Source organism: Bradyrhizobium sp. 6(2017), from assembly GCF_011058295.2.
Classification (GTDB): domain Bacteria; phylum Pseudomonadota; class Alphaproteobacteria; order Rhizobiales; family Xanthobacteraceae; genus Bradyrhizobium; species Bradyrhizobium septentrionale.
In genome coordinates this window covers 7541140-7564900 of record NZ_CP049289.2, presented here as the reverse complement: position 1 = coordinate 7564900, position 23761 = coordinate 7541140, and the positions used below count along the sequence as shown (strand labels likewise).

Below are 23761 nucleotides of genomic sequence, written 5' to 3'. Positions count from 1 at the left end.
ATCATGCTTTATCAGTCCCGCCGCAAGCTGGCAGCATCCGTCTGCGCGGTGTATCAAGCCGACAGGCATGCGTGATTCGCACTCCTCCCGCGGCGTGCGGCTTTCCAGGAAACAATCGATGTCTGGCACTTCGTCTCCCGGTCCCGCTCCCGATGCGCTCGAACTCGCGGCGCTGCTGTGCTCGCGGGTCTGTCACGATCTCATCAGTCCGGTCGGCGCGATCGTCAATGGGCTTGAGGTCCTTGACGACAATCCCAAGCCCGAAGACCGCGATTTCGCGCTCGATCTCATTCGCAAGAGCGCCAAGACCGCGTCGGCCCGGTTGCAGTTCTGCCGGCTGGCGTTCGGCGCGGCCGGTTCCGCCGGCGCGCAGATTGATCTTGGCGATGCCCAGAACATGGCGAAGGGGCACATCGAGGACGGCAAGGTGACGCTGACCTGGAATTTGCCGCGGCTGCTGTTGCCGAAGAATCGGGTCAAGCTGCTGCTGAACATGCTGGTCATCGCGCAGCAGACGATCCCGCGCGGCGGCACGCTGATCATCGATCCGGTCGGCGACGGCGAGGCGATGAGCTTCCGCATCACGGCCGCGGGCCTCAATGCGCGCGTGCCGCAAAACATCGTCGATCTCCTGAATGCGACGTCGTCGAACACGGTCGATGCGCATGCGGTGCAGCCGCATTACACGCGCCTGCTCGCGGACGCCTGCGGGCTGAAAGTGACGCTCGCGCTGGACGGCGACAAGGTCATTATCGCAGCGTCCTGAACGCGGCCACGGGAACATCATTAATCAAAGGTTACGACGGGCCGCGCGATTCGATCGCGCGGCCTTATCTCTTTGTTGATCCCGTTCTTTTCCATTTGCTCAACCAAACTTAAACGCTTTGCGGAGAAGCTGGCCCGGTTCCGTCAGGCGCGTCGATGTCGCGCGCCGCTGCGTTTTCGAAGGTTGGTTTCATGGACGATCTGTTGCGCGAGTTCCTGACGGAGAGCAGCGAGAGCCTGGATACGGTCGACAACCAGCTGGTGCAGTTCGAGCAGGACCCGAACAACGCGAAGATCCTGGATAACATTTTCCGCCTGGTGCACACCATCAAGGGCACCTGCGGCTTCCTCGGGCTGCCGCGGCTGGAAGCGTTGGCGCATGCCGGCGAGACCTTGATGGGCAAATTCCGCGACGGCATGCCGGTGAAGGCGGAAGCCGTGACGCTGATCCTGTCCTCGATCGACCGCATCAAGGAGATTTTGGCTGGGCTGGAGGCCACCGAGGCCGAGCCTGAAGGCAACGACCGCGATTTGATCGATCAATTGGAAGCGATGGTCGAGCGCGGCATGGCCGCGATGGTGGCTGCTGAAGAAGACGTGCCGGTTGTTGAGGCCCCGTCCGTGCAGGCTGACATGACCCAAGCGATGACTGAAGGCACGCTGGTGGTGCAGACGCTGGAGCGTCCGCTGCGTCCGGGCGAAGTCTCGCTCGACGAGCTCGAGCGCGCCTTCCGCGAGACCGCGACCGAAGTGGCCGCACCCGCACCTGTCGTCAAGCCCGTCGCCACTGCTCCCGCAGCGCCTGCCGCCGAAGCTGCCGAGCCCGCGAAGAAGCCGGCCCGCAAGGCCGCCGGTGAGGACGTCCAGGAAGGCGACAAGATCGCCAATCAGTCGATCCGGGTCAATGTCGACACCCTCGAACACCTCATGACCATGGTCTCCGAGCTGGTCTTGACCCGCAACCAGCTCCTGGAGATCAGCAGGCGCAACGAGGACACCGAGTTCAAGGTGCCGCTGCAGCGGCTCTCCAATGTCACCGCCGAACTGCAGGAAGGCGTCATGAAGACGCGCATGCAGCCGATCGGCAATGCCTGGCAGAAGCTGCCCCGCATCGTCCGCGACCTCTCCGGCGAACTCGGCAAGCAGATCGAACTGGAGATGCACGGCGCCGACACCGAGCTCGACCGCCAGGTGCTCGACCTGATCAAGGATCCGTTGACGCACATGGTGCGCAACTCCGCCGACCACGGGCTGGAGACCACCGCCGAGCGGGTCGCAGCCGGCAAGCCGGAGCAGGGCACCATCCGCCTGTCCGCCTATCACGAGGGCGGCCACATCATCATCTGCATCGCCGACAATGGCCGCGGGCTCAACACCGAGCGGATCAAGGCCAAGGCGCTCCAGAACGGCCTCGTCACCGAGGCTGAACTGGAGAAGATGACCGAAGCCCAGATCCACAAGTTCATCTTCGCGCCGGGCTTCTCGACCGCAGCGCAGGTGACCTCGGTGTCGGGCCGCGGCGTCGGCATGGACGTGGTGCGCACCAATATCGACCAGATCGGCGGCACCATCGACATCAAGAGCGTGGCCGGCGAGGGCGCTTCCGTCACCATCAAGATCCCGCTGACCCTGGCGATCGTCTCCGCCCTGATCGTGGAAGCCGGCGGCGACCGCTTTGCGATCCCGCAGCTCTCGGTGGTCGAGCTGGTACGGGCCCGCGCCAACTCCGAGCACCGCATCGAGCGGATCAAGGACACCGCGGTCTTGCGGCTGCGCAACAAGCTGCTGCCGCTGATCCATCTCAAGAAGCTGCTCAAGATCGACGACGGCGCGACCACCACCGACGCCGAGAACGGCTTTATTGTGGTGACGCAAGTCGGCAGCCAGACCTTTGGCATCGTGGTCGACGGCGTGTTCCACACCGAGGAGATCGTGGTCAAGCCGATGTCGACCAAGCTGCGTCACATCGACATGTTCTCCGGCAACACCATCCTGGGCGATGGCGCCGTGATCATGATCATCGACCCCAACGGCATCGCCAAGGCGCTCGGCGCCTCCGGCTCGTCGGCCCATGACATGGCCGAGGACAGTGCCGCGGCGCACGCCTCGAGCGGCGAGCAGCTGACCTCGCTGCTGGTGTTCCGCGCCGGCTCGAGCCAGCCCAAGGCGGTGCCGCTTGGCCTCGTCACCCGGCTGGAAGAGATCGCAACCGACAAGATCGAGCTCTCGAACGGCCGCTATATGGTGCAGTACCGTGAGCAGCTGATGCCGCTGGTGCAGATGGCCGGTGTCGAGGTGCAGACGCAAGGCGCGCAGCCGATCCTGGTGTTCGCCGACGACGGCCGCTCGATGGGGCTCGTGGTCGACGAGATCATCGACATCGTCGAGGAGCGGCTCAACATCGAGGTCGCAGGCTCGCAGGACGGCATTCTGGGCTCGGCCGTGATCAAGGGCCAGGCCACCGAGGTGATCGACGTCGGCCACTTCCTGCCGATGGCGTTCGCCGACTGGTTCTCGCGCAAGGAGATGCGGCCGTCGGCGTCAGCGCAGTCGGTGCTGCTGGTCGATGATAGCGCCTTCTTCCGCAACATGCTGGCGCCGGTGCTCAAAGCCGCCGGCTACAAGGTGCGGACCGCGCCGAACGCGCAGGAGGGGCTCGCCGCGCTGCGTTCGGGGCAGGCCTTCGACGTCGTGCTGACCGACATCGAGATGCCCGAGATGAACGGTTTTGAGTTCGCCGAGAACATCCGCTCTGACCACAATCTCATCGGACTGCCGATCATCGCGCTGTCGGCGATGGTGTCGCCGGCGGCGATCGAGCGCGGCCGGCAGGCCGGCTTCCACGACTATGTCGCCAAGTTTGACCGTCCCGGACTGATCGCGGCGCTGAAAGAGCAGACCGCCGAACTGCGCCGGGCGGCCTAGAGCATGATCCGGAAAAGTGGGAACCGGTTTTCCGATCAGATCATGCTCAAACGAAGGACTCGAAGGAAACAGCATCGATGACCAGCAAGACCGAGACCAGCGAAGGCGCGATGGCCGAATACGTCACCGCTGTGATCGGCGGGCAGCTGTTTGGCTTACCGATCTCGCGGGTGCAGGACGTGTTCATGCCGGAGCGGCTGACGCGGGTGCCGCTGTCGTCGACCGAGATCGCCGGCGTGCTCAATCTGCGCGGCCGCATCGTCACCGTGGTCGACATGCGCGCCCGGCTCGGGCTGCCGAAGGCCGCTGACGGCCAGCCGCCGATGGCGGTCGGCGTCGACCAGCGCGGCGAATCCTATGGCCTCCTGATCGACCAGATCGGCGAAGTGCTGCGGCTGCCCGACGACAGCCGCCAGGACAACCCGGTCAACCTCGATCCCCGCATGGCCAAGCTCGCCGGCGGCGTCTACCGCCTCGACGGCCAGCTCATGGTCGTCCTCGATATCGATCGCGTGCTCGAACTGGTGCCCAACGCCAAAGCGGCGTGAACAGGGCCGCCAGAACTGAAGAACTGAAACATCCCACCGGGGATGAGGAAGTAGAGGTCGCAAATGAGAACCTGTCTTGTTGTCGATGACTCAAGCGTCATTCGCAAGGTCGCCCGCCGCATCCTGGAAGGGCTCGACTTCCAGATCATCGAGGCCGAGGACGGCGCCAAGGCGCTCGAAGCCTGCAAGCGGGCGATGCCGGAAGCGGTGCTGCTCGACTGGAACATGCCTGTCATGGACGGTTACGAGTTTCTCGGCAATCTCCGCCGCATGCCCGGCGGCGATCAGCCCAAGGTCGTGTTCTGCACCACCGAGAATGACGTCGCGCATATCGCACGCGCGCTGCATGCCGGTGCCAACGAATACATCATGAAGCCGTTCGACCGGGACATCGTCACCGCGAAGTTCCAGGAAGTCGGTCTGATTTAAGTCGATCGTTCGATCCGGCGGCAGAAGCCTTCGGCTCAACGGTTTGTTGTGCGTCGTGTTGCGTCGCTGGTGAAGTCATGAGTATTGCGTTGACAAGTGCTGCGGTCCCGACGTCGACCCGTACCGACAAGGTGCGGGTGATGGTGGTCGACGATTCCGTGGTGATCCGCGGGATGATCTCGCGCTGGATCGGTGCCGAGCCCGACATGGAGGTCGTGGCATCGCTGCGCACCGGCCTTGATGCCGTCAACCAGCTCGAGCGCATCAACCCCGACGTTGCGGTGCTCGATATCGAGATGCCTGAGCTCGACGGCATCTCGGCGCTGCCGCAGCTCCTGGCGAAGAAGCGCGACCTCGTCATCATCATGGCCTCGACGTTGACCCGCCGCAATGCGGAGATCAGCCTGAAGGCGTTGTCGCTCGGCGCGTCCGACTACATTCCGAAGCCGGAAAGCACGCGCGAGGCGACCGCCGCGGAGACCTTCCGTCACGATCTGATCCAGAAGACCCGTCATCTAGGCGCCAAGGCGCGGCGCGGCACCGCGCACACGACGGCGAGCCCGCCGCTTGCGCCCGGACATGACAGACTGCGCACGGCGGCTCCAGGAGCGCCCGCTGCCCCCGCCGCGGCGGCGCCGATTGTGCGCCGCGCGTTCGGCCTGCTGCCGCCGAAGGTGCTGCTGATCGGCTCCTCCACCGGCGGCCCGCAGGCGCTGATGCTGCTGGTCGGCGAGATCGGACCGGTGATCGATCGCTTCCCGGTGCTGATCACCCAGCACATGCCGCCGACCTTCACCACCATTCTCGCCGAGCATCTGGCGCGCGCCAGCAAGCGTCCGGCACATGAGGCAATCGACGGCGAGAGCATCAAGCCGGGTCAGATCTATCTGGCGCCGGGCGGACGCCACATGCGCATCGCCCGCCACGGCATCGATGCCACCATCGCGCTCGACGACGGACCGCCGGTCAATTTCTGCAAGCCCGCGGTGGACCCGATGTTCACCTCCGCGATCGATGTCTGGCAGGGCAGCATCATGTCGGTGATCCTGACCGGCATGGGCTCCGACGGCATGCGCGGCGGCAAGGATATCGTCGCCGCCGGCGGCAGCGTGATCGCCCAGGACGAAGCGACCAGCGTGGTGTGGGGCATGCCCGGTGCCGCGGTCCATGCCGGAATCTGCGCCGCCGTGCTGCCGCTCAATCAGATCGCACCGAAACTTGTTCGCGTGTTTTCGGGAGACCGTGCGTGACGCCGCTGGACTACGAGTATCTGCGTAAGCTGCTGAAGGAACGTTCCGGCCTCGATCTGTCGCCCGACAAGCAATATCTCGTCGAGAGCCGCCTGCTGCCGCTGGCGCGCCGGTCGAACCTCGCCGGCATTCCCGAGCTGGTGCAACGGATGAAGGGCGACGCCGAGCCGCTGACATCGGAAGTGGTCGAGGCGATGACCACCAACGAGACCTTCTTCTTTCGCGACAAGATCCCGTTCGACCATCTGAAGGACGCGGTGCTGCCCGCGCTGGCGCAGGCACGCGCCTCCCGCCGCAGCCTGCGGATCTGGTGCGCGGCATCGTCGACCGGGCAGGAGCCCTATTCGATCGCGATGCTGCTGAAGGAAATGACCGCGCTGTTCACCGGCTGGCGCATCGAGATCGTCGCCACCGACCTGTCGCAGGCGGTGCTGGAAAAGTCCAAGGCCGGCCTGTTCAGCCAGTTCGAGGTGCAGCGCGGCCTGCCGATCCAGCTGCTGGTGAAGTATTTTGTGCAGAAGGGCGAGCTGTGGCAGCTCAACGCCGATATCCGCGGCATGGTGCAGCACCGTCAGCTCAATCTGCTGCAGGACCTGTCGCATCTCGGTAGCTTCGATGTGATCTTCTGCCGCAACGTGCTGATCTATTTCGATCAGCAGACCAAGGCCGGCATCTTGGGCAAGATCGCCAGGATGCTCGAGCCCGACGGCGTGCTGGCGCTCGGCGCGGCGGAGTCCGTGGTCGGCATCACCACGTTGTTCAGGCCCTATCCCGAGCGGCGCGGGCTGTATCAGCCGAGCGTTGCTCCGGTTGCGCGTGCCGGCGCCGCGGTTCATGTGCTGAAGGCGGTGGCGTCGGCTGCGCGTTGAGCGCGTCATTCTCCGCGTGATCGAACCTCCTGTCCGTCATCCTGAGGAGCCGCGAAGCGGCGTCTCGAAGGATCGACGGCCCGGGCGGTGGCCGCACGTTCTTCGAACTTGCGTCTTAGGATGATGGCAGACAGCCGGGCCGTTCATCCTTCGAGACGCGCGCAAGAGCGCGCTCCTCAGGATGACGGAGGCAGAGCAGCGCTTAGAAGTCGCTACAAGATCGCGTGCGGCAGAAACCGGGAGGTGTTGCCGGTGATCGGGTTCTCGTCCTCGCGGATCGACAGCCCGCACGGCGTGTGGTCGACCAGCCAGCTGCCGAGCACAGGGTACTGCCCGGAAAAATTCGGCAACGGCGCCAGCGCCTGGCGGATGAAGCCTTCGGCGCCGTAGGGGCCTTCCTCTGCGACCAGCGTAAGGCCGGCGCTGACCAGTTCGACGTTGGCGCCCTCGCGCGAATAGATCGGCTTGCGTACGTAGGAGGTGCCGAGCTGAGCTGCCTGCGGGTCGTCCTCGAAATAGGCCGGCAGCAGATTGGGGTGGTTCGGGAACATCTCCCACAGCAGCGGCAGGATGCCCTTGTTGGACAGGATCGCCTTCCAGGGCGGCTCGATCCACTGCGTCGGCGCGGCCGCGAGATTCTTGCCGAACGCGTCGTGAAACATCCACTCCCACGGGTAGAGCTTGAACGCCAGCCTGATCGGGCATTCGTCGAGGTCGACGAACTGGCCGTCGTTGCGCAGCCCGATCTGCTCGATGTCGAGCAGCGTGGTCTTCAGCCCGGCTTGCGCTGCGGTGTCCTCGAGATAGGCGAGCGTGCCGGCGTCCTCGGCATTTCCGGTCAGGCCGGTGAGGTGCAGCGGGTGGGTCGCGCCGATCGTCTTCCAGGCCCCGATCAGCGCCTCGTGGATCGAGTTGAACTGGTCGGCGCGCTTCGGGATGATGTTGCGCGCGATCGCCTGTTCGAGCCAGGTCCATTGAAACACCGCCGCCTCGAAGATCGAGGTCGGCGTGTCGGCGTTGTATTCGAGCAGCTTTGCCGGGCCGCTGCCGCTGAATTTGAGATCGAGCCGGCCGTACAGGCTCGGGTTCTTGCGGCGCCAGCTCACAGCGATCAGATCCCAGTACGCCTCCGGAATCTTCAGCCGGCGCAGATAGCGCTCGTCCTTGACCGCACGGCCGGCGAGCTCGAGGCACATTGCCTCGATCTCGCCGGTCGGCGCTTCGATGTCGCGCTCGATCTCGTCCAGCGTGAAGGCGTAATAGGCACGCTCGTCCCAGTAACGTTCGCCGTCAATGCTGTGGAAGGTGAAGCCGGCGTTCTCGGCGGTCGTTTGCCAATCGTCGCGCTCGGGGCATGCGATGCGTTGCATGAGGGTGGCCCGTGATCTTCAGACGACGCGTGTCAGCCTGGTGTCAGGTTTGCTTGAGCATGATCTCCGCGCAAACGCTTCGCGTTTGTCGCGCCGAAAACCGGTGTCCACTTTTCCGGATCATGCTCTAGCTTCCGCCATGCGAGGGATCGCCGTCGCCATAGCGGGCGATGGTGCGCGGAGCGCCGCCGAAGCCCCCGGAGGGCGACACTTGCTCGGGCTGCTTTTTCTTCGGTCGGTGCCCTGCATGGTGGTGACTGCGAGCCTGACCTGGCGTCAGGCCGATCGACGCCGCGCCGATCGCAATACTTCCCATCAATTTCAGCCATACGCGGCGCGAGCGTTTCATCGACGCAATCCCTGTCATCTGCGGAGCCGCGCCGAGTGTCCACCAGCCGGGATGGCCGGGCAAGCGAAAGCGCGATGACGCGCCGATGACACCACAAAATGCTCATCCGCCGCCGCCGAAGCCGAACGCATGCGCGAACGAGCCGAAGCCGCCGCGGCTGACCGAGGAGCTCGACGACGAACTCGACGAGGATGACGAGCCGCCCGACGAGGAGCTGCTGCTGTAGAAGCTGCTGCGTGAGGAGCCGCCGCTGCTGCCGCCCGAACCGGACGACGAACTGCGCGCCGTGCAATCGACGCCGGGTTGCGGGGGCACTGGCGCAGTGGTGCCCGGAGCGGTGACGCCCGGTGGCGGCGGCTGCACGGGCTGGCAATTAGGCCGCGGCATCAGCGCGTAGGCGCTGCCGCCGACCGCGAGCGTGCCCATGATCAGCAGCGCGACATGGTTGGAGCGCTTGGAGGGTGGCTCCGGCCGCGGCTGCACCTCCGGCACGACCAGCCGCCGCTTGCCGAAATCCGGGTTCGGTTTGCGCGCCATGGTTAGCTCATTGGCTCAGTAGATCATGCAGGCCGCGTTCAGCGCGCCTGCGGCCAGCGAGGACAGCCCGAGCCAGATCGCCGGCGCGAGCTCGCCTGCGGCGATCCGCGCCGACAGGCTCGGCACCGGGATCTTCACGATGTAATAGACGATGATCTGCACGATCAGCGCGATCATGCTCCAGATCAGGCAGTCGATCACGTTGGCGGAGTGGGCGATGGCGCTGACCACCGGCAGCACGAAGCCGAGCAGGCTCAAGCCGAGCGCAATCGCCGCCGCCGGATCATTGTCGCGGATCAGCTGGAATTCGTCGTGCGGTGTGACGCGCGTGTAGACGAAGAGGTAGGCGACCACGGCGATCAGCGCCGTGCAAAAATAGACCAGGAACGCCGGCAGGCCGGCGAGGGATTGCAGGATCATGTGATGCGCCCGAACTGCCGCTTGTCGGTCGTCGTATAGCCCATTGGTCGCAGTTCGCGAAGCTTCGGTTCGAAATCCCGGCAGCTAGGGACATCAGGGGCCCACATGCCGGGGCCGCCTGTGAGCCGCTTCACACGGAAATCAGCAATCGTCCTCTATATGGAATGCAACCTTTGGTGATTGGCGCGCGGTCACCTCGGTGATGGCGCCGGCCACATGCGTGCCGATCCGCAATCGGCAGACCGTGTCTGAGCCCTGCGATGCTGGAGGAGGATGACGATGAGACGATTGGTCAACGCCGTGCTCGGTTGCGGCTTGTGTCTGCTTCCTGTTGGTCCAGCCGTGGCGCAAACGACGCCGAACCCGGCGATGAATGAGCCGGACCAACTGGCCTGGCAGTTCTTCATTCAGGTCAATACGAGCGCCGGCGGCAGCAATGCTCTGTTCGAGACTTGGGCCAGCGACTCCGATACGTTCAAGGCCAATCCGCAATTCCCGACGGCGCCAGCGCCGCTCGCGCTGCGCCAGCCCGCGGTGCCGAGGCTGGGCCGTCTGGCGCTGCAGCAGTCGGGTAAGCTGTTGCCGGCGATTCCGCCCGGCGCGGGCTTCCTCGAGGAAACCCGCCGCAACAAGGAGTCGTTCGACTTCATCGTCCAGAACAACCTGTACAAGGTGTCCGGTCTTCGCACGGCGTTTGGCAAGACCCTGTCATTCCCGGTTGCCGCGATGGAGGTGAAGGCGAACTGGATGCTGGTGACGGATATTCCGGAATTCAGCGGTGGCAGGGTCTCGCTCGCCGACGTGCCCAAGCTCTACCACGTCAACACCGGCTCCGACGGCCAGCAATACGCCTTCGTCTCCATGCACATCATCTCCAAGGCGGTCCCGAACTGGACGTGGGCGACCTTCGAGCACAAGTTCAATCCCGGACGCTGCGACATCATCGGCTGCCACGACGCGTTCGGCGCGCAGACCAACCCGATGAACCCGAATCCGCAGCCGAACCAGGCCTATCCTGATTGCGTGAAGACGCCGGCGCTGGCGGCGATGATCGCATCCGCCAACTGGGATCCGGCATTCGCCAATTATTGTCTCAAGGGATCGCAGACCGATTTCACCGATGCGACCGGCCTCGACATCCGTGTCGGCAATTCGGTCACCGAGCGGGGTTTTGTCGATCAATCCTCGTGCATGACTTGCCACGGCCGCGCGGCCTGGGACAACACGGGTGCTGCGACCACCGGCGCCGGATTCGACAACAACGGCGCGCCGCTCGGCCCGATCCAGCCCAACTGGTTCTGGCGTTTCTCCACTCAGCCGCCGATCTTCCAGGGCATGCCCGGCCTCACGCAGATTGCCACCTCCGCAGACTTCGTCTGGTCGATCCCGTTCTGCGCGATCGACGACACCCAGACCCCGCCGCAGCCGAGCGGCTGCACGGGGAAATAGGCTGTTGGATGCACCGGTGACCGGGCAAAAGATTCAGCTCGCAGGCAGCTATCGCGCCGAGCCGCCGGGTGCGACCTATGTCGGCGAGGTCGATCCGGACGAACGCATCGTCGTCACGATCTACCTGAAGCGGCGCACGCCCGACGCGTTCCAGCCGGGCAGCGCCGGCGATCTTGCCCGGCTGGCGAAGCCGATCACGCGGCACGCGCTGGCAGTGCAGCGCCGCCGCACCCACGGCCGCGCCGCTGCACGCATCAGGAAGCTGGCGGCGCAGTATCGCGTCACGGTGCTTGAAATCGATCTGTCGCAGCGAACCGTCACGCTGGAGGCTACGGCACGCCTGTTGAGCGAAGTGCTCGGCGCAACGCTTCGCGTCTATGACGACGGCCGTTGCCGCTTCCGCGCCCGCGTCGGCGCCTTGGTCGTACCGAAGGACATCGCGCCGTGGACCCGCGCGATCCTCGGCTTTGACCAACGGCCGGTGTCGAGGCCGCCGGAGCGGCTGCGCGCGCTCGCGGGGGCCGGAGCCGGTGCAGGCTTGTGGCCGACGGATGTCGCCGCGCGCTACGGCATTCCGCTCGATCGCAATGTTTCGAAAGTCTGTGTCGGCATCATCGCACTGGGCGGCGGTTATCTCGCCACCGACCTGGCGCAGGCGCTGACGGCGATGGGGCGCGACCCGCCTGAAGTTGTCGACAAAGCGGTCACAACCATGGCCGGGGCTGCTGCGGCGCCGGGGATCGGCAATCAATTTGGCGGCGGCACGATGTCCGACGAGGAGATCGCGCTCGATCTCCAGATCCTGGCCGGCCTGCTGCCGAAGGCGCGGATCGTGGTCTATTTCGCCGGCAACACCATTCAGAGCCTGGTCGGCGCAATCAATCATGCGATCTTCGACGACGCCAACCGGCCGCAGGTCTTGTCCGTCAGCTGGGGCAGCGCCGAGATGTTCTGGAGCTCGTCCGCTCGCGACGCGATGCAGGCGGTGTTGGCCGACGCCCAGCGCTTGAAGGTCACGGTGCTGTTCGCGGCCGGTGACGAGCTTGCGACCGGCGGATTGGACGATGGCAAGGCCCATGTCTGGTTTCCCGCGTCGAGTCCCTATGTGCTCAGTTGTGGCGGTACGCAGCCTGCGGCCGGCGATGCCGATGCGACGCTCAATGGGGAAATCGTCTGGAACGACGGCGTCAGCGGCACCGGCGGCGGGATCAGCGACGTGTTTCCGGTGCCGGCCTATCAGTCCGCCCTCGCGCTGCCGGCCTCCGTCAATGACGGAGCCGTGCGGCGCGGTGTTCCCGATGTCGCCGCGGCAGCGGCCGCCACGCCGGGCTACCGCATCGTGCTTAACGGTGCGGTATTGATCAAGGACGGTACCAGCGCAGTCGCGCCGCTATGGGCCGGACTGATCGCGATCGCCAATGCGGCGCGTGACGCGCCGCTCGGCTTCGTTAATTCCACACTCTATGCCAACCAGGCGCTGTTCAGCTCGATCGAGCAGGGCAACAACCGCGTCCGCGGCAAGGGTTACGATGCAGGTCGCGGTTGGAGCGCCTGCACGGGTCTCGGTGTCCCGAAGGGCGCGGATCTCGTCGCGGCGCTCGCGGCAACGCCGGTCGCGTAGCATCGCAAACAAAAACCCCGCCATTTGCGGCGGGGTTGAGGTCGGGAGGAGCGAACCCTGGGTTCGCTGCGGCGCCAGAAGGTCAGGCGGGAATGCGCTCGTCGGCCTCGTGCGGCTCGCGCAGCACGTAGCCGCGGCCCCACACGGTCTCGATGAAGTTGCGGCCCTCGGAGGCGTTGGCGAGCTTCTTGCGCAGCTTGCAGATGAAGACGTCGATGATCTTCAGCTCCGGCTCGTCCATGCCGCCGTAGAGGTGGTTGAGGAACATTTCCTTGGTGAGCGTGGTGCCCTTGCGGAGCGAGAGCAGCTCCAGCATCTGGTATTCCTTGCCGGTCAGGTGCACGCGCTGGCCGCCGACCTCGACCGTCTTGGTGTCGAGATTGACCACGAGATCGCCGGTCTGGATGACCGACTGGGCGTGGCCCTTGGAGCGGCGCACGATCGCGTGGATGCGGGCGACCAGTTCGTCCTTGTGGAAGGGCTTGGTCATGTAGTCGTCGGCGCCGACGCCGAGACCCTTGACCTTGTCCTCGATGCCGGCAAGGCCGGAGAGGATCAGAATGGGAGTCTTGATCTTCGAGACCCGGAGCTGCTTCAGCACGTCATAACCGGACATGTCGGGCAGGTTGAGGTCGAGCAGGATGATGTCGTAGTCGTAAAGCTTGCCGAGATCGACGCCTTCTTCACCGAGATCCGTCGTGTAGACGTTGAAACTCTCGGATTTGAGCATCAATTCGATCGACTGCGCGACGGCGCTATCATCTTCAATCAGCAAAACGCGCATGCCAGTCCCCTATAGTCGCCGCTCCGGGCGTCAGGTCGGCCGCACTTGCGGCACTCAAAACGCCTTTGAACAACTGATTCGGATCCTGACGAGATATGGTTAACAAAAACTGATTCCTTCACGCAAGCTCTAACCGTGCAATTTTTGTCGAATCGCCCTAAGATATTGCGTAGAAGTAGGTTTTCCTAACCGCGCTCGTTCAGATTCCAGATTAAGAGGCGGGCCTAACCGACTCTCGCGACTCGCCCTTCTTCTGATGGGCAAGCGACCTCAGTCACCAAAGACAGTGACGCAATGATTAATGATGCGGGTAAACACGAAGTTAAGCGGCTGGAGCAAAATCGCGGAAACTTAAGGTTTTCGCAATGAAGGCGCTCGCGGAGCAGATCGGCGGCATCGACGGCGTCAATATTTATGGCCGTGTGGTCGGTGTTCGCGGGCTCATGGTCGAGATCGCGGGGCCCATTCACGCGATGTCGGTCGGCGCCCGCATCGTGATCGACGTCGGTGCAGGCCGCTTCATCCCGGCCGAGGTGATCGGCTTCTCCGGCGAGAACGCGGTGGTGATGCCGTTCGGCGGGCTCGAGGGTGTCAGGCGCGGTTGCCGCGCGGTCATCGCCAATGCGGCGAGCCAGGTGCGGCCGTCGCCGGCGTGGCTCGGCCGCGTCGTCAACGCGATGGGCGAACCGATCGACGGCAAGGGCCCGCTGCCGCAGGGCGCCTCACCGATGTCCTACCGCAACTCGCCGCCCCCTGCACATTCGCGCAAGCGGGTCGGTCCGCCGCTCGATCTCGGCGTGCGCGGTCTCAATACCTTCCTGACCTGCTGCCGCGGCCAGCGGCTCGGCATCTTCGCCGGCTCCGGCGTCGGCAAGTCGGTGCTGCTGTCGATGCTGGCGCGCAATGTCGATGCCGCGATCTCGGTGATCGGGCTGATCGGCGAACGCGGCCGCGAGGTGCAAGAATTCCTCCAGGAAGACCTCGGCGAGGAGGGGCTGGCGCGCTCGGTCGTGGTGGTCGCCACCTCGGACGAGCCGGCGCTGATGCGGCGCCAGGCGGCGTACCTCACGCTCGCCATCGCGGAGTATTTCCGCGATGAGGACCAGGACGTGCTGTGCCTGATGGACTCGGTGACGCGCTTTGCGATGGCGCAACGCGAAATCGGCCTCTCGGCCGGCGAGCCGCCGACCGCCAAGGGCTACACGCCGACCGTGTTCACCGAGCTGCCGAAGTTGTTGGAGCGGGCCGGGCCGGGTACCGGCGACGGTACCATCACCGCGATCTTCACCGTGCTGGTCGACGGCGACGACCACAATGAGCCGATCGCGGACGCGGTGCGCGGCATCCTCGACGGTCATATTGTAATGCAGCGGGCAATCGCCGAGCGCGGCCGCTATCCCGCGGTCAACATCCTCAAGTCGGTCTCGCGCACGATGCCGAAGTCGGCCGATCCGAACTTCCTGCCCTACATCAACAAGGCGCGGCAGGTGATGGCGACCTATGCCGACATGGAGGAATTGATCCGGCTCGGGGCCTACCGGCCGGGTTCCAGCCCCGAGGTCGACGAGGCGATCCGGCTGCATGAGCCGCTCGAGGCCTACCTGCGCCAGGCCAAGGAGGAGGCGACCAGCCTTGGCGACGGCTACCGGCAACTCGCTCAAATCCTGTCGGGTTTGGAAACGGAACGCTAACTTTGTCAGGCCATCATCTCCGGCACACCATAGCTATGCCGGCGGGGCCCAGGGGGGTGCCGGCTCTGTCCCGCGTTCAGAATTGGGACTTCTGGGGAGTATGAGTCGATGAAGTCACGTGAAACGCTGATCCGCCTGAAGAAGTTTCAGGTCGATGAAAAGCGCCGTCGGGTTACCCAGATCGAAGGCATGATCGCCGACTTCCAGCGCATGTCCGTCGAACTCGAGCGCGAGATCCAGACCGAACAGGAGCGCGCCGGGATCAACGACCCCACGCACTTCGCCTATCCGACCTATGCCAAGGCCGCGATCCAGCGCCGCGAGAACCTGACCCGCTCGGCCGACGAACTGCGCGCCCAGCTCGACGACGCCAAGGCGCTGCTGTCGGAGGCTTTCGAGGAGCTGAAGAAGGTCGAACTGCTCGACGAGCGCGATCAGGCGCGCGAACGCGCGGAGGAGAGCGCTCGCGAACAGGCCGACATGGATTCGATCGGCCTGATGCGGGCCCGTCTCGGCGTCATCGCCTGATATCTCGCTCCCTCCGCTGACCAGATTGAGAGCCCGGGCCGATCGCCCGGGCTTTTTGTTGGGCGCTGTCCACAAGCCGGCCACTTGGCGCCTACTTGGCGGATCGTGGTGTCCCAAAATATGCTACCACCGGTCCGGACCGGACGATCGGCGGCACGGTGGCAATGAGGCGATGGGGGATGCAGGCTTGATGCAGGCTTGGGGGGCGCAAGATGCTGACGCCGGCTGAGCTGGTCTGGCTAATCGCCGCCGTCGCGAGGGGGGATGAGGCCGCCTTTGAGCGGTTGTACGCCGCGACCCGCGCGAAACTCTTCGGCGTCGTGCTCCGTATCTTGCGGCGACAGGACCTCGCAGAGGAGGTCATTCAGGAGGCTTACGTCAAGATCTGGAACAGCGCCGGGCAGTTCAACCCAGCCCTGTCGTCCCCGATCACGTGGATGACGTCGATCGCGCGCAACCGCGCCATCGACGTTGTGCGCAAGCGAGGCGAGTCCTCGCTGGAAGATGAGCCGGCCGCGATGGAAGTCGCCGCCGACTCACCCGATCCGCTGGCGCGACGGGAAATGACGGAAGAGTTGAAGCGGTTGTTGGAGTGCGTCGGTCGTCTGGAGCCGGATCGTCAGAAGCTCGTGCTGCTCGCCTATTACAACGGCTGGAGCCGCGAACAGCTCGCCGCAAAGTTCGAGACGCCGGTGAACACGGTGAAGACCTGGCTGCGCCGCAGCCTGATGGATATCCGGGAGTGTCTTGGACTCTGATTGATGGCCACTAGTGAAGACCATATCGCGCTCGCCGCGGAATATGCGCTCGGTACGCTCGCCGCCGAGGAGCGCGCGCAGGTCGAGACCATGATGGCCGTCGACAGCGAGTTCGCAGCCCTCGTGCAGGCCTGGGAGTTCAGGCTCGGGCCGCTCAACCAGATGGTTGGCTCGGTCGAGCCGCGCCCGGTGGTCTGGGACAACATCAAGGCGGCGATCGGCCATGCGAGCGCGCCGCAGGCGCCGCTGGTGCTGCCCGAGCCGCCGGCCGCGACGGTGACACCGCCGCCACCGAAGCCGATCATGGACGATTCCGAATTCGGCTCAGCGTTCGATCCGGACGAGCCGCAGCAGCCGCGGGCGATACCGCAGCCAACCGAGATCCGGCGGCCACGGGTCAGCTTCGGTGACAGCAACGTGGTCGCGCTGACGAGCCGCGTGAAGCGCTGGCGCGGCATCGCGTCGGCTGCGACTGCGATCGCGGCCGCGTTGCTGGTGACGCTCAGCCTGCAGATCTTCCGGCCCGACGCCTTGCCGAACGCGATCCGGCCGAAGCCGCGCATCCAGACCGTGGAAGTGAAAACGCCGGCGCCGGCATTCGCGCCGTCCGCGCAATATGTCGCGCTGTTGCAGGGGCAGAATGGCGGACCCGCCTTCATCCTTACCATCGACGGCGCGACCAAGAACTTCACGGTCCGCAAGGTCGGCGCCCCGTCGGAGCCCGGCAAGAGTTTTGAGCTGTGGCTGATCTCCGACAAGCTGCCGCAGCCGCGATCGCTCGGCGTGATCGGCGCCGATGATTTCACCGCGCGCCCGGTGTTGTCGGGCTATGACCCCGACGTGATCAACGGCGCCACCTATGCGGTGACCGTCGAGCAGGCCGGCGGTTCGCCGAACGGCCAGCCGACTTCGGCACCGATCTTCACCGGCAAGCTGATCGAGACCGTGCCAGGCGCGTCGGGTTCGACGCCGCGGTAAGCCCAGCGCAATATCGGTGTTCTCCGTCATGGCCGGGCGCGTCCCGGCCATCCACGTCTTTGGGCCGCCGAGGTGAGCAAGACGTGGATGCCCGGGACAAGCCCGGGCATGACGAGTTGAAGTGTTCTTGCCGATTCAGCGATCAGCACAATCTCGAACGGCGCTGTTGCCATCCGCACAAAAAAGAAAACGCCCGTGGGGAGCGGGCGTTTTCGGTAGTCAACTTGGGGGTAGTTGGGGGTCTTAAATATCCACGCAGCGACTTTGGGGGGCTGTAAAGAACACTACGTGAATTCGTGAAACTCTCCTGTTAGCGAGCTGGCTGATCAGCGGACCAGCGAGTTGCTCGAGCTTGTGATCGCGACCGGCTTGCCGGCCTTCATGACCCGCGCCGTCTGCGTATAACCCTCGTCCGACGAATTGTGCGCCGCGATGCCGAAACCGGCGACCAGGATACCGGCGAACAACGCCACGACCACAATCTTCAGGTGCGTCATACGATCGGCGCTGTAGATCGAGTGGTTCATGGAAGTCTCCTGCCGCCTTCCTGCTCTGTTAATCTGTCGGTCTGCTCTGTTGCCCGGTTCAACGTCTCGTGCCCCACCAACGTAGGATTTGCCGATTCCGTTCCCTAGAGGTCATCACAAGCTGGTGATGAGACGTGATCCGCCGCGATCGAAAGTCGCCTCGAGTCACCGAGATAAACATTAATTACTCGTAATATCAGTATCTTGCTGGAGTGTCGGGCGCCGATCACCAAGATAGGCCCGTTCCAGACAGTTCCGCACAAATCAGTTGCCTGTGGCGAGAAAACACAGGCGAAAACGCGAATGATTTGCGCCCGCTAGAGCGTTTTCGAGCGAAGTGGACGCCGGTTCGCGTGAAGAAAACGCGTCAAACAAGAAGCTCTACACGCTGCCGACCGTCTTCAGCCGGGCTCGGGGATGGATCTCGGCCTGCGACAAAACGGTGGTCTGCGAGCGGAAACGTTCCACCAGGGAGCGAACGAACGGCCGGATCGCGGCCGACGTCACCAGCACCGGTGCCTCGCCTTCGCGCGCCGCTTGTTCGAAGGCGTTGCGCACGGCGGTCATGAACTCCGATAGCTTTGAAGGCTGCATCGCCAGGCTGCGGTCGTCGCCCTGACCGACGATCGACTCGGCAAACGCCTGCTCCCAGCGCGCCGACAGCGCGATCAGCGGCAGATAGCCGTTTGGCGAGGTGTTCTGGGCGCAAATCTGCCGCGCCAGCCGGGCCCGGACATGCTCGACCATGGCGGACGGATTGCGCGAGAACGCCAGCGCGTCGGCGATGCCTTCGAGGATGGTCGAGAGATCGCGGATCGAGATGCGCTCGGCGAGCAGCAGCTGCAGCACGCGCTGGATGCCCGACATCGTGACCTGGCTCGGCACGATGTCCTTGATCAGCTCGCCCTGCTCCTTCGGCAGGTCCTTCAGCAGCTTCTGCACCTCGCCATAGGACAGCAGGTCCGCCATGTTGGTCTTGAGCAGCTCGGTCAGATGCGTCGACAGCACGGTGGCGGCGTCGACCACGGTGTAGCCCTTCAGCGCGGCCTCTTCCTTCAGGCCGGCATCGACCCAGGTCGCCGGCAGGCCGAAGGTCGGCTCGATGGTGTGGATGCCGGGCAGCTGTACCTGGTTGCCGGCGGGGTCCATGACCATGAACTGGCTCGGCCAGATCTTGCCGGTGCCGGCGTCGACTTCCTTGATCTTGATGACGTAGCTGTTGGCCTCGAGCTGCACATTGTCGAGGATGCGCACCGCCGGCATCACAAAGCCCATCTCGATCGCGAGCGAGCGGCGCAGCGCCTTGATCTGCTCGGTGAGGCGGTCGGTGCCGTCGGGTCCGTTGACCAGCGGCAGCAGCGCGTAGCCGAGCTCGATCTTGAGGTCGTCGATCTTCAGCGCGGCGGCGATCGGCTCCTCCGCGGCGGCGGCTGCCGCGGCCGCGGCCGCAGCGGGGGCGGCGGCTTCGGCGGCCTCGGCGGCCTTCGCCGCCCGCTTGTGTTTGCGCGCGTTCCAGGCCAGCGCCGCGGCGCCGGAGCCCAGCGCCAGGAACGGCAGCGTCGGAATGCCCGGCAGCAGCGCCAGCATCAGCATGACGCCGGCCGACATGCCGAGCGCCTGCGGATAGCCGGAGAGCTGGCGCATCAGCGCCTTGTCGGCGGCGCCGGTGATGCCGGCCTTGGAGACGAGCAGGCCCGCGGCGGTCGAAACGATCAGCGCGGGCACCTGGGTGACGAGGCCGTCGCCGACCGTCAGCACGGTATAGGTGCGGGCGGCTTCGCTGAAGGAGAGGCCCTGCTGGGCGACGCCGATGATGATGCCGCCGACGATGTTGATGCCGACGATCAAAAGGCCGGCGATGGCGTCGCCGCGGACGAATTTCGAGGCACCGTCCATGGCGCCGAAGAAGCCGCTCTCGTCTTCCAGCGCCTTGCGGCGTTCTTTGGCCGCTTTCTCGTCGATCAGGCCGGCGGACAGGTCGGCGTCGATCGCCATCTGCTTGCCGGGCATCGAGTCCAGTTGAAAGCGCGCCGCGACTTCGGCGATGCGGCCCGAACCCTTGGTGATGACCACGAAGTTCACGATCACCAGGATCGCGAACACGATGATGCCGATCACGAAGTTGCCGCCCATCACGAAGTTGCCGAACGCCTCGATGACGTGGCCGGCCGCCGCCGTGCCCTCATGACCGTGGCTCAGGATCAGCCGGGTCGAGGCCATGTTCAGCGACAGCCGCATCATGGTCGAGATCAAGAGGATGGTCGGAAACGACGAGAATTCCAGCGGCGCCTGGATGAACAGCGAGGTCATCAGGATCAGGATCGAGATCGTAATCGAGACCGCCAGGAACAGGTCGAGCACGATCGAGGGCAGCGGCAGGATCAGCACCACCAGGATGGTGAGGACGCCGATCGCCAGCGCGATATCGCCGCGCTTCAGGATCTCGCCGATCTCGCCGAGGCTCGGCAATCCGCTCTTGCCTGCCGTGCCCTGACCCGCCGTGACGTCGACCATGGTAGCCGCTCTCCCCCGCGACTGGCGGCCGCGGCCGCCAAGCGTCTGCGCGACGGCCGCAGGGCCGCCGTTCCGAAAGTGAGGCACCGCGCTGGCGTCCACGGGGATCTCCACCCGCTATACGCGTTCGACGACACTCGACTTCACTGGGCAATTCTTGCCGGGTGTATGGTTAGCAAAGGGTTAATAAGTGCCTCTGCGGGGCCGCGCGGGTCGTCGCAGGCGCCGGGCATGGCGGATTTCCGGCCGGGAGCGCGGGCGGACGGCTCGGCCGTTCGGGGGACGGGGTTCGCAGCCTCTATCTGAAAGCACCGAGCATGACGCCTGATGCGGCGATCAGGCCGAGGGTGATGACGCTGGTGCGCCACAGCAATTGCTGCCGCGCGGCACGCCGGTCGTGGAAGGCCAGCCAGTCGCGGACAAAGCCTGCGGGAACATCGAATACCACCGCGAGCTCGTCGCGATGGTGGGTCTCATGCTCGCAATACATCGTCCGGACTGTCGCCACGCCCAGCCGCTCGAGCTCGCAATGCCACTGCCAGGCATGCTTGCCGTTGGTCCAACGATTTTCGAAAGGGATCACGTGTGATTCCATGACGAGCCTCCTGGCCCACCCTTGAACCTCACGCGGCAATTCTAGCTCAAGATGCGGATCGGTGCGAGATCGGCGTCGGCCGTCCCGGACCGATCATGACGGCGCTAATTTGCCGGACGCATCCAACTGCGCCAATGCGTCGGCTGGATATCGAGGTGCTTGCTGCTGGCATGATCGACCCATTCGGCGCCGTCCCGGTGGCACGGGAACATGAGCGCGTGGACCATGCCGTCATAGTCGATGACACAGACCTCGAGCTCGCGGTCCGCTGGTGCTGACGCAACGGGCAACCACTCTGCAGACGACGAATGCATGATGACCCTCCGACAGTATGCGCTTCGATCCTTTACCTTGCGAACTGCGTGATATCCCGGCGAAATGATAGTTCGGGTTGCGCGCCGCCAGTGTGAACCGGTTCGCATTATAGCAGCTTTCTTCATCAGCATGGATCACCGTTCGACCAGCGATATTCCCGAACCGGCGGAGCCGGAGAATTGAACTTGCCGGACCCGGCGCCGACCAAATGCAACGTAAAGGTCATTGTGGATGCCGAATGCCAAACCAGATGCGCCGCACCATTGCGATGATTGACAGGCGCGGGTTCGTGAGGCGCGGCCTTGTCGCGGCCATATCCCTTTGCGTTGCGACCGCGGCGTTCGCGAAACCGCCCGGTGCCGAGGCCGTGATGATCCGCATGATCGCCTGCGAAGGCGAGGGTGTCCGGATGGAGGTCTATCTGCCGCTATCGGTCGATCGCCATATGCGGGGCGGACAATCGGTGATTGGCTACTACACGCTGGACCTGACGGATGTGAACAAGGGCAAGCCGCTCGAGCCGGTGCGCGTCACCCTGAGCGCCGACGAGAAGACCGTGACCGTCGATCAATACCTCCGTGGCCTGCCGCCGACCCGGATTCCCGTCGCCGGCGGCACCGTCGACTTCGACCAGCGGTTCGCCAGGCACGCGAAGTGCGGCGCATTCCAGTCGCAGGATCCCAATTTCGGGAACTGATCCGTCTCACATGCCGGCGCGGGTGCGCGTCCCGTTGCTGGCGCATGCCTAATCTCTCGGCAATGTGGCTTGACCCGGAGGCAAATGCCGACGAAGTTCCGCCTGCCGTGGCAATTTCTTCTGAATTTTCCCCTGAAGTCGCAACGTTCATTCCCGACTCGCGCCGGGCGTGGCTGCGCCTTGCTGTGGCCGTGGCGATCGGCTCGCTCGGCAGCGTCGGCATGTGGTCCGTGGTGGTGGCGCTGCCGGTGGTGCAGACCGACTTCGGCGCCACCCGCGGAACGGCCTCGCTCGCCTTCACCATGGTGATGCTCGGCTTCGGCATCGGCCAGGTCGTGACCGGCAAGATCAGCGACCGCTACGGCATCGTCGCGGCGATCGGCGCCGGAATCGGCATCCTCGGCCTCGGCTATGTCGGCGCCGGCTACGCGCCGTCGATCTGGGCCTTCATCCTGCTGCATTTCGCCATCGGCCTGTCGTCGGCCGCGACCTTCGGCCCGCTGATGGCGGAGGCGTCGCACTGGTTCGAGCGCTACCGGGGGCTGGCGGTCGCGATCGCCGCCAGCGGCAATTATGTCGGCGGCACGGTGTGGCCGCCGCTGGTCAATTTCGGCATGCAGAGCGTCGGCTGGCGCACCACCCATGTTGCGATCGGCATCTTCACCGCGATCGCGATGACGCTCGCGCTAATGGTGCTGCGGCTGTTGATGGGCGCGGCTGTCAGGCGCAGCCATGTCAACGCGGCGCCGCCGCGGGTCGATCTGCGGCTTTCCACCAACGCGCTGACCGCGATCCTGGCGCTCGCGTCGATCTCCTGCTGCGTGGCGATGTCGATGCCGCAGGTCCACATCGTCGCCTATTGCGGCGATCTCGGCTACGGCGTGGCGCGCGGTGCCGAGATGCTGTCGCTGATGCTCGGCTTCGGCATCATCAGCCGGATCGGCTCCGGCTTCCTCGCCGACCGGATCGGCGGCATCCGCACCTTGCTGATCGGCTCGATCGCGCAGGGCTCGGCGCTGTTGTTCTATCTGTTCTTCGACAGCCTGACCTCGCTCTACGTCATCTCCGCGATGTTCGGCCTGTTCCAGGGCGGCATCGTGCCGAGCTATGCCATCATCGTGCGCGAGGCGATGCCGGCGTCGGAGGCCGCGACCCGGATCGGCATCGTGATCTTCGCCTCGGTGTTCGGCATGTCCTTTGGCGGCTGGATCTCAGGCGTGATCTTCGACGCCACCGGCTCTTACGCCGCGGCCTTCACCAATGGCCTCGCCTGGAACCTGCTCAATGTCAGCATCATCCTGCTGCTTCTGATGCGGGCGCGGCAGCGGCTGGCGCTGGCGTAGCTTTGCTGCATCAGATCACACCGCCTGGCCGGCTTTCAGCAGCGAGCAGCCGGTGATCTTCAAACTGCCGTCCGCCTGCCGCTCCAGCGTGTAGAGTGCCTCCCACGCCTCGCCATTTGCATCGACGATATGGACGCGTTGCGCGATCCGGTCGCCGTCGCTCTGCGCCGCGCCGAACTCGAAGCTCCTGTGGCGATAGACCGGCGCGTACTGGCTCTGCACCATCGACATGAAGATGTCGGGCTGCGGAAAGATCTGCCGGATCGCGGGCGCGGCATAGGAATAGGCGGAAGCGGCATCGTCGCGGCCGAACGCCTGCTCCTGGGCGCGGATCACGTCCTGCGCGGCACCAACGTCGTCGGCGGCAACTGATGAGACGAGGGCGAACAGAATGGCGGCAATGAGTGCGATCGCGCGCATGCGGGGTTCCATCTCGGATACCTGCTGTTACGCATGACACCCCAGGCCGGTTTCCGCTGCAAGCGACAAAGGTGTCGCG

24 protein-coding genes are annotated in these 23761 nt (G+C 64.9%); 14 read left to right on the top strand and 10 right to left on the bottom strand.

Features of this window, described 5'->3' with window-relative positions:
• The first annotated feature begins 118 nt into the window (after positions 1-118).
• From chpT to G6P99_RS35925, 6 genes are all read left to right on the top strand, one after another.
• The gene (gene chpT / locus G6P99_RS35950; protein WP_029080276.1) at positions 119-766 is read left to right on the top strand and encodes a histidine phosphotransferase ChpT; all 648 of its coding nucleotides are present in this window, start codon (positions 119-121) and stop codon (positions 764-766) included.
• Positions 767-957: 191 nt separating this feature from the next.
• Positions 958-3690, top strand: a complete 2733-nt coding sequence (locus G6P99_RS35945; RefSeq protein WP_165125296.1) for a hybrid sensor histidine kinase/response regulator — start codon at positions 958-960, stop codon at positions 3688-3690.
• Between the two features lie 77 nt (positions 3691-3767).
• Positions 3768-4238, top strand: a complete 471-nt coding sequence (locus G6P99_RS35940) for a chemotaxis protein CheW (protein ID WP_029083689.1) — start codon at positions 3768-3770, stop codon at positions 4236-4238.
• Between the two features lie 63 nt (positions 4239-4301).
• On the top strand, positions 4302-4667 hold the full coding sequence (locus G6P99_RS35935; protein ID WP_029083688.1) for a response regulator: 366 nt from the start codon (positions 4302-4304) through the stop codon (positions 4665-4667).
• A 77-nt stretch (positions 4668-4744) separates the two neighbouring features.
• Positions 4745-5917: a protein-glutamate methylesterase/protein-glutamine glutaminase gene (locus tag G6P99_RS35930; RefSeq protein WP_165125293.1), complete on the top strand. Its 1173-nt coding sequence runs from the start codon at positions 4745-4747 to the stop codon at positions 5915-5917.
• Positions 5914-6786 (top strand): CheR family methyltransferase, encoded by an 873-nt coding sequence (locus G6P99_RS35925; protein WP_165125290.1) that lies wholly within the window; start codon positions 5914-5916, stop codon positions 6784-6786. Before G6P99_RS35930 ends, G6P99_RS35925 begins: the two co-directional genes overlap by 4 nt.
• 212 nt (positions 6787-6998) lie before the next feature.
• Here the strand turns inward: G6P99_RS35925 and G6P99_RS35920 are convergent, their stop codons facing one another.
• The 4 genes from G6P99_RS35920 to G6P99_RS35905 form a co-directional block, all read right to left on the bottom strand.
• The gene (locus G6P99_RS35920; protein WP_029083685.1) at positions 6999-8156 is read right to left on the bottom strand and encodes a glutathionylspermidine synthase family protein; all 1158 of its coding nucleotides are present in this window, start codon (positions 8154-8156) and stop codon (positions 6999-7001) included.
• Between the two features lie 127 nt (positions 8157-8283).
• A complete protein-coding gene (locus G6P99_RS35915; protein ID WP_029083684.1) occupies positions 8284-8505 on the bottom strand; it encodes a hypothetical protein in 222 nt (73 codons plus the stop codon).
• A 102-nt stretch (positions 8506-8607) separates the two neighbouring features.
• The gene (locus G6P99_RS35910; protein WP_029083683.1) at positions 8608-9042 is read right to left on the bottom strand and encodes a hypothetical protein; all 435 of its coding nucleotides are present in this window, start codon (positions 9040-9042) and stop codon (positions 8608-8610) included.
• Between the two features lie 15 nt (positions 9043-9057).
• Positions 9058-9462, bottom strand: coding sequence for a DUF350 domain-containing protein (locus tag G6P99_RS35905; RefSeq protein WP_029083682.1), 405 nt, complete (start codon positions 9460-9462; stop codon positions 9058-9060).
• A gap of 279 nt (positions 9463-9741) precedes the next feature.
• Between G6P99_RS35905 and G6P99_RS35900 the strand changes: the two genes are divergently transcribed.
• Positions 9742-10911 (top strand): hypothetical protein, encoded by a 1170-nt coding sequence (locus G6P99_RS35900; protein ID WP_165125288.1) that lies wholly within the window; start codon positions 9742-9744, stop codon positions 10909-10911.
• A gap of 16 nt (positions 10912-10927) precedes the next feature.
• Positions 10928-12532 (top strand): S53 family peptidase, encoded by a 1605-nt coding sequence (locus G6P99_RS35895; RefSeq protein ID WP_165125285.1) that lies wholly within the window; start codon positions 10928-10930, stop codon positions 12530-12532.
• An 82-nt stretch (positions 12533-12614) separates the two neighbouring features.
• Here G6P99_RS35895 and ctrA read toward each other — a convergent pair whose 3' ends face one another.
• Positions 12615-13316, bottom strand: coding sequence for a response regulator transcription factor CtrA (gene ctrA / locus G6P99_RS35890; protein WP_016848562.1), 702 nt, complete (start codon positions 13314-13316; stop codon positions 12615-12617).
• A 365-nt stretch (positions 13317-13681) separates the two neighbouring features.
• On the opposite strand from ctrA, the gene fliI reads away from it, so the two are divergent.
• The 4 genes from fliI (at position 13682) to G6P99_RS35870 (ending at position 17271) form a co-directional block, all read left to right on the top strand.
• Complete coding sequence (fliI, locus tag G6P99_RS35885; protein ID WP_029083681.1) at positions 13682-15007, top strand: flagellar protein export ATPase FliI; 1326 nt, start codon at positions 13682-13684, stop codon at positions 15005-15007.
• A gap of 108 nt (positions 15008-15115) precedes the next feature.
• Positions 15116-15535 (top strand): flagellar export protein FliJ, encoded by a 420-nt coding sequence (gene fliJ / locus G6P99_RS35880; protein WP_016848565.1) that lies wholly within the window; start codon positions 15116-15118, stop codon positions 15533-15535.
• Between the two features lie 212 nt (positions 15536-15747).
• The gene (locus G6P99_RS35875; RefSeq protein ID WP_029083680.1) at positions 15748-16293 is read left to right on the top strand and encodes a sigma-70 family RNA polymerase sigma factor; all 546 of its coding nucleotides are present in this window, start codon (positions 15748-15750) and stop codon (positions 16291-16293) included.
• Between the two features lie 3 nt (positions 16294-16296).
• Positions 16297-17271 (top strand): anti-sigma factor, encoded by a 975-nt coding sequence (locus G6P99_RS35870; RefSeq protein ID WP_165125282.1) that lies wholly within the window; start codon positions 16297-16299, stop codon positions 17269-17271.
• Positions 17272-17597: 326 nt separating this feature from the next.
• Here G6P99_RS35870 and G6P99_RS35865 read toward each other — a convergent pair whose 3' ends face one another.
• From G6P99_RS35865 to G6P99_RS35850, 4 genes are all read right to left on the bottom strand, one after another.
• Complete coding sequence (locus G6P99_RS35865) at positions 17598-17798, bottom strand: hypothetical protein (protein WP_016848568.1); 201 nt, start codon at positions 17796-17798, stop codon at positions 17598-17600.
• A gap of 381 nt (positions 17799-18179) precedes the next feature.
• Entirely contained in the window at positions 18180-20312 is a 2133-nt protein-coding gene (gene flhA, locus G6P99_RS35860) for a flagellar biosynthesis protein FlhA (RefSeq protein WP_029083678.1), read from the bottom strand.
• Between the two features lie 298 nt (positions 20313-20610).
• Complete coding sequence (locus G6P99_RS35855) at positions 20611-20907, bottom strand: hypothetical protein (RefSeq protein WP_029083677.1); 297 nt, start codon at positions 20905-20907, stop codon at positions 20611-20613.
• Between the two features lie 104 nt (positions 20908-21011).
• Entirely contained in the window at positions 21012-21221 is a 210-nt protein-coding gene (locus G6P99_RS35850; RefSeq protein WP_156928846.1) for a hypothetical protein, read from the bottom strand.
• Positions 21222-21460: 239 nt separating this feature from the next.
• On the opposite strand from G6P99_RS35850, the gene G6P99_RS35845 reads away from it, so the two are divergent.
• Positions 21461-21919 carry a hypothetical protein gene (locus tag G6P99_RS35845; RefSeq protein WP_245284824.1) on the top strand — a complete coding sequence of 153 codons (459 nt, stop codon included), beginning with the start codon at positions 21461-21463 and terminating at the stop codon, positions 21917-21919.
• A 62-nt stretch (positions 21920-21981) separates the two neighbouring features.
• Entirely contained in the window at positions 21982-23262 is a 1281-nt protein-coding gene (locus G6P99_RS35840; protein WP_414645603.1) for an MFS transporter, read from the top strand.
• Between the two features lie 15 nt (positions 23263-23277).
• On the opposite strand, the gene G6P99_RS35835 is transcribed toward G6P99_RS35840, so the two are convergent.
• Complete coding sequence (locus G6P99_RS35835) at positions 23278-23682, bottom strand: DUF4864 domain-containing protein (protein WP_029083674.1); 405 nt, start codon at positions 23680-23682, stop codon at positions 23278-23280.
• Positions 23683-23761: the final 79 nt, after the last annotated feature.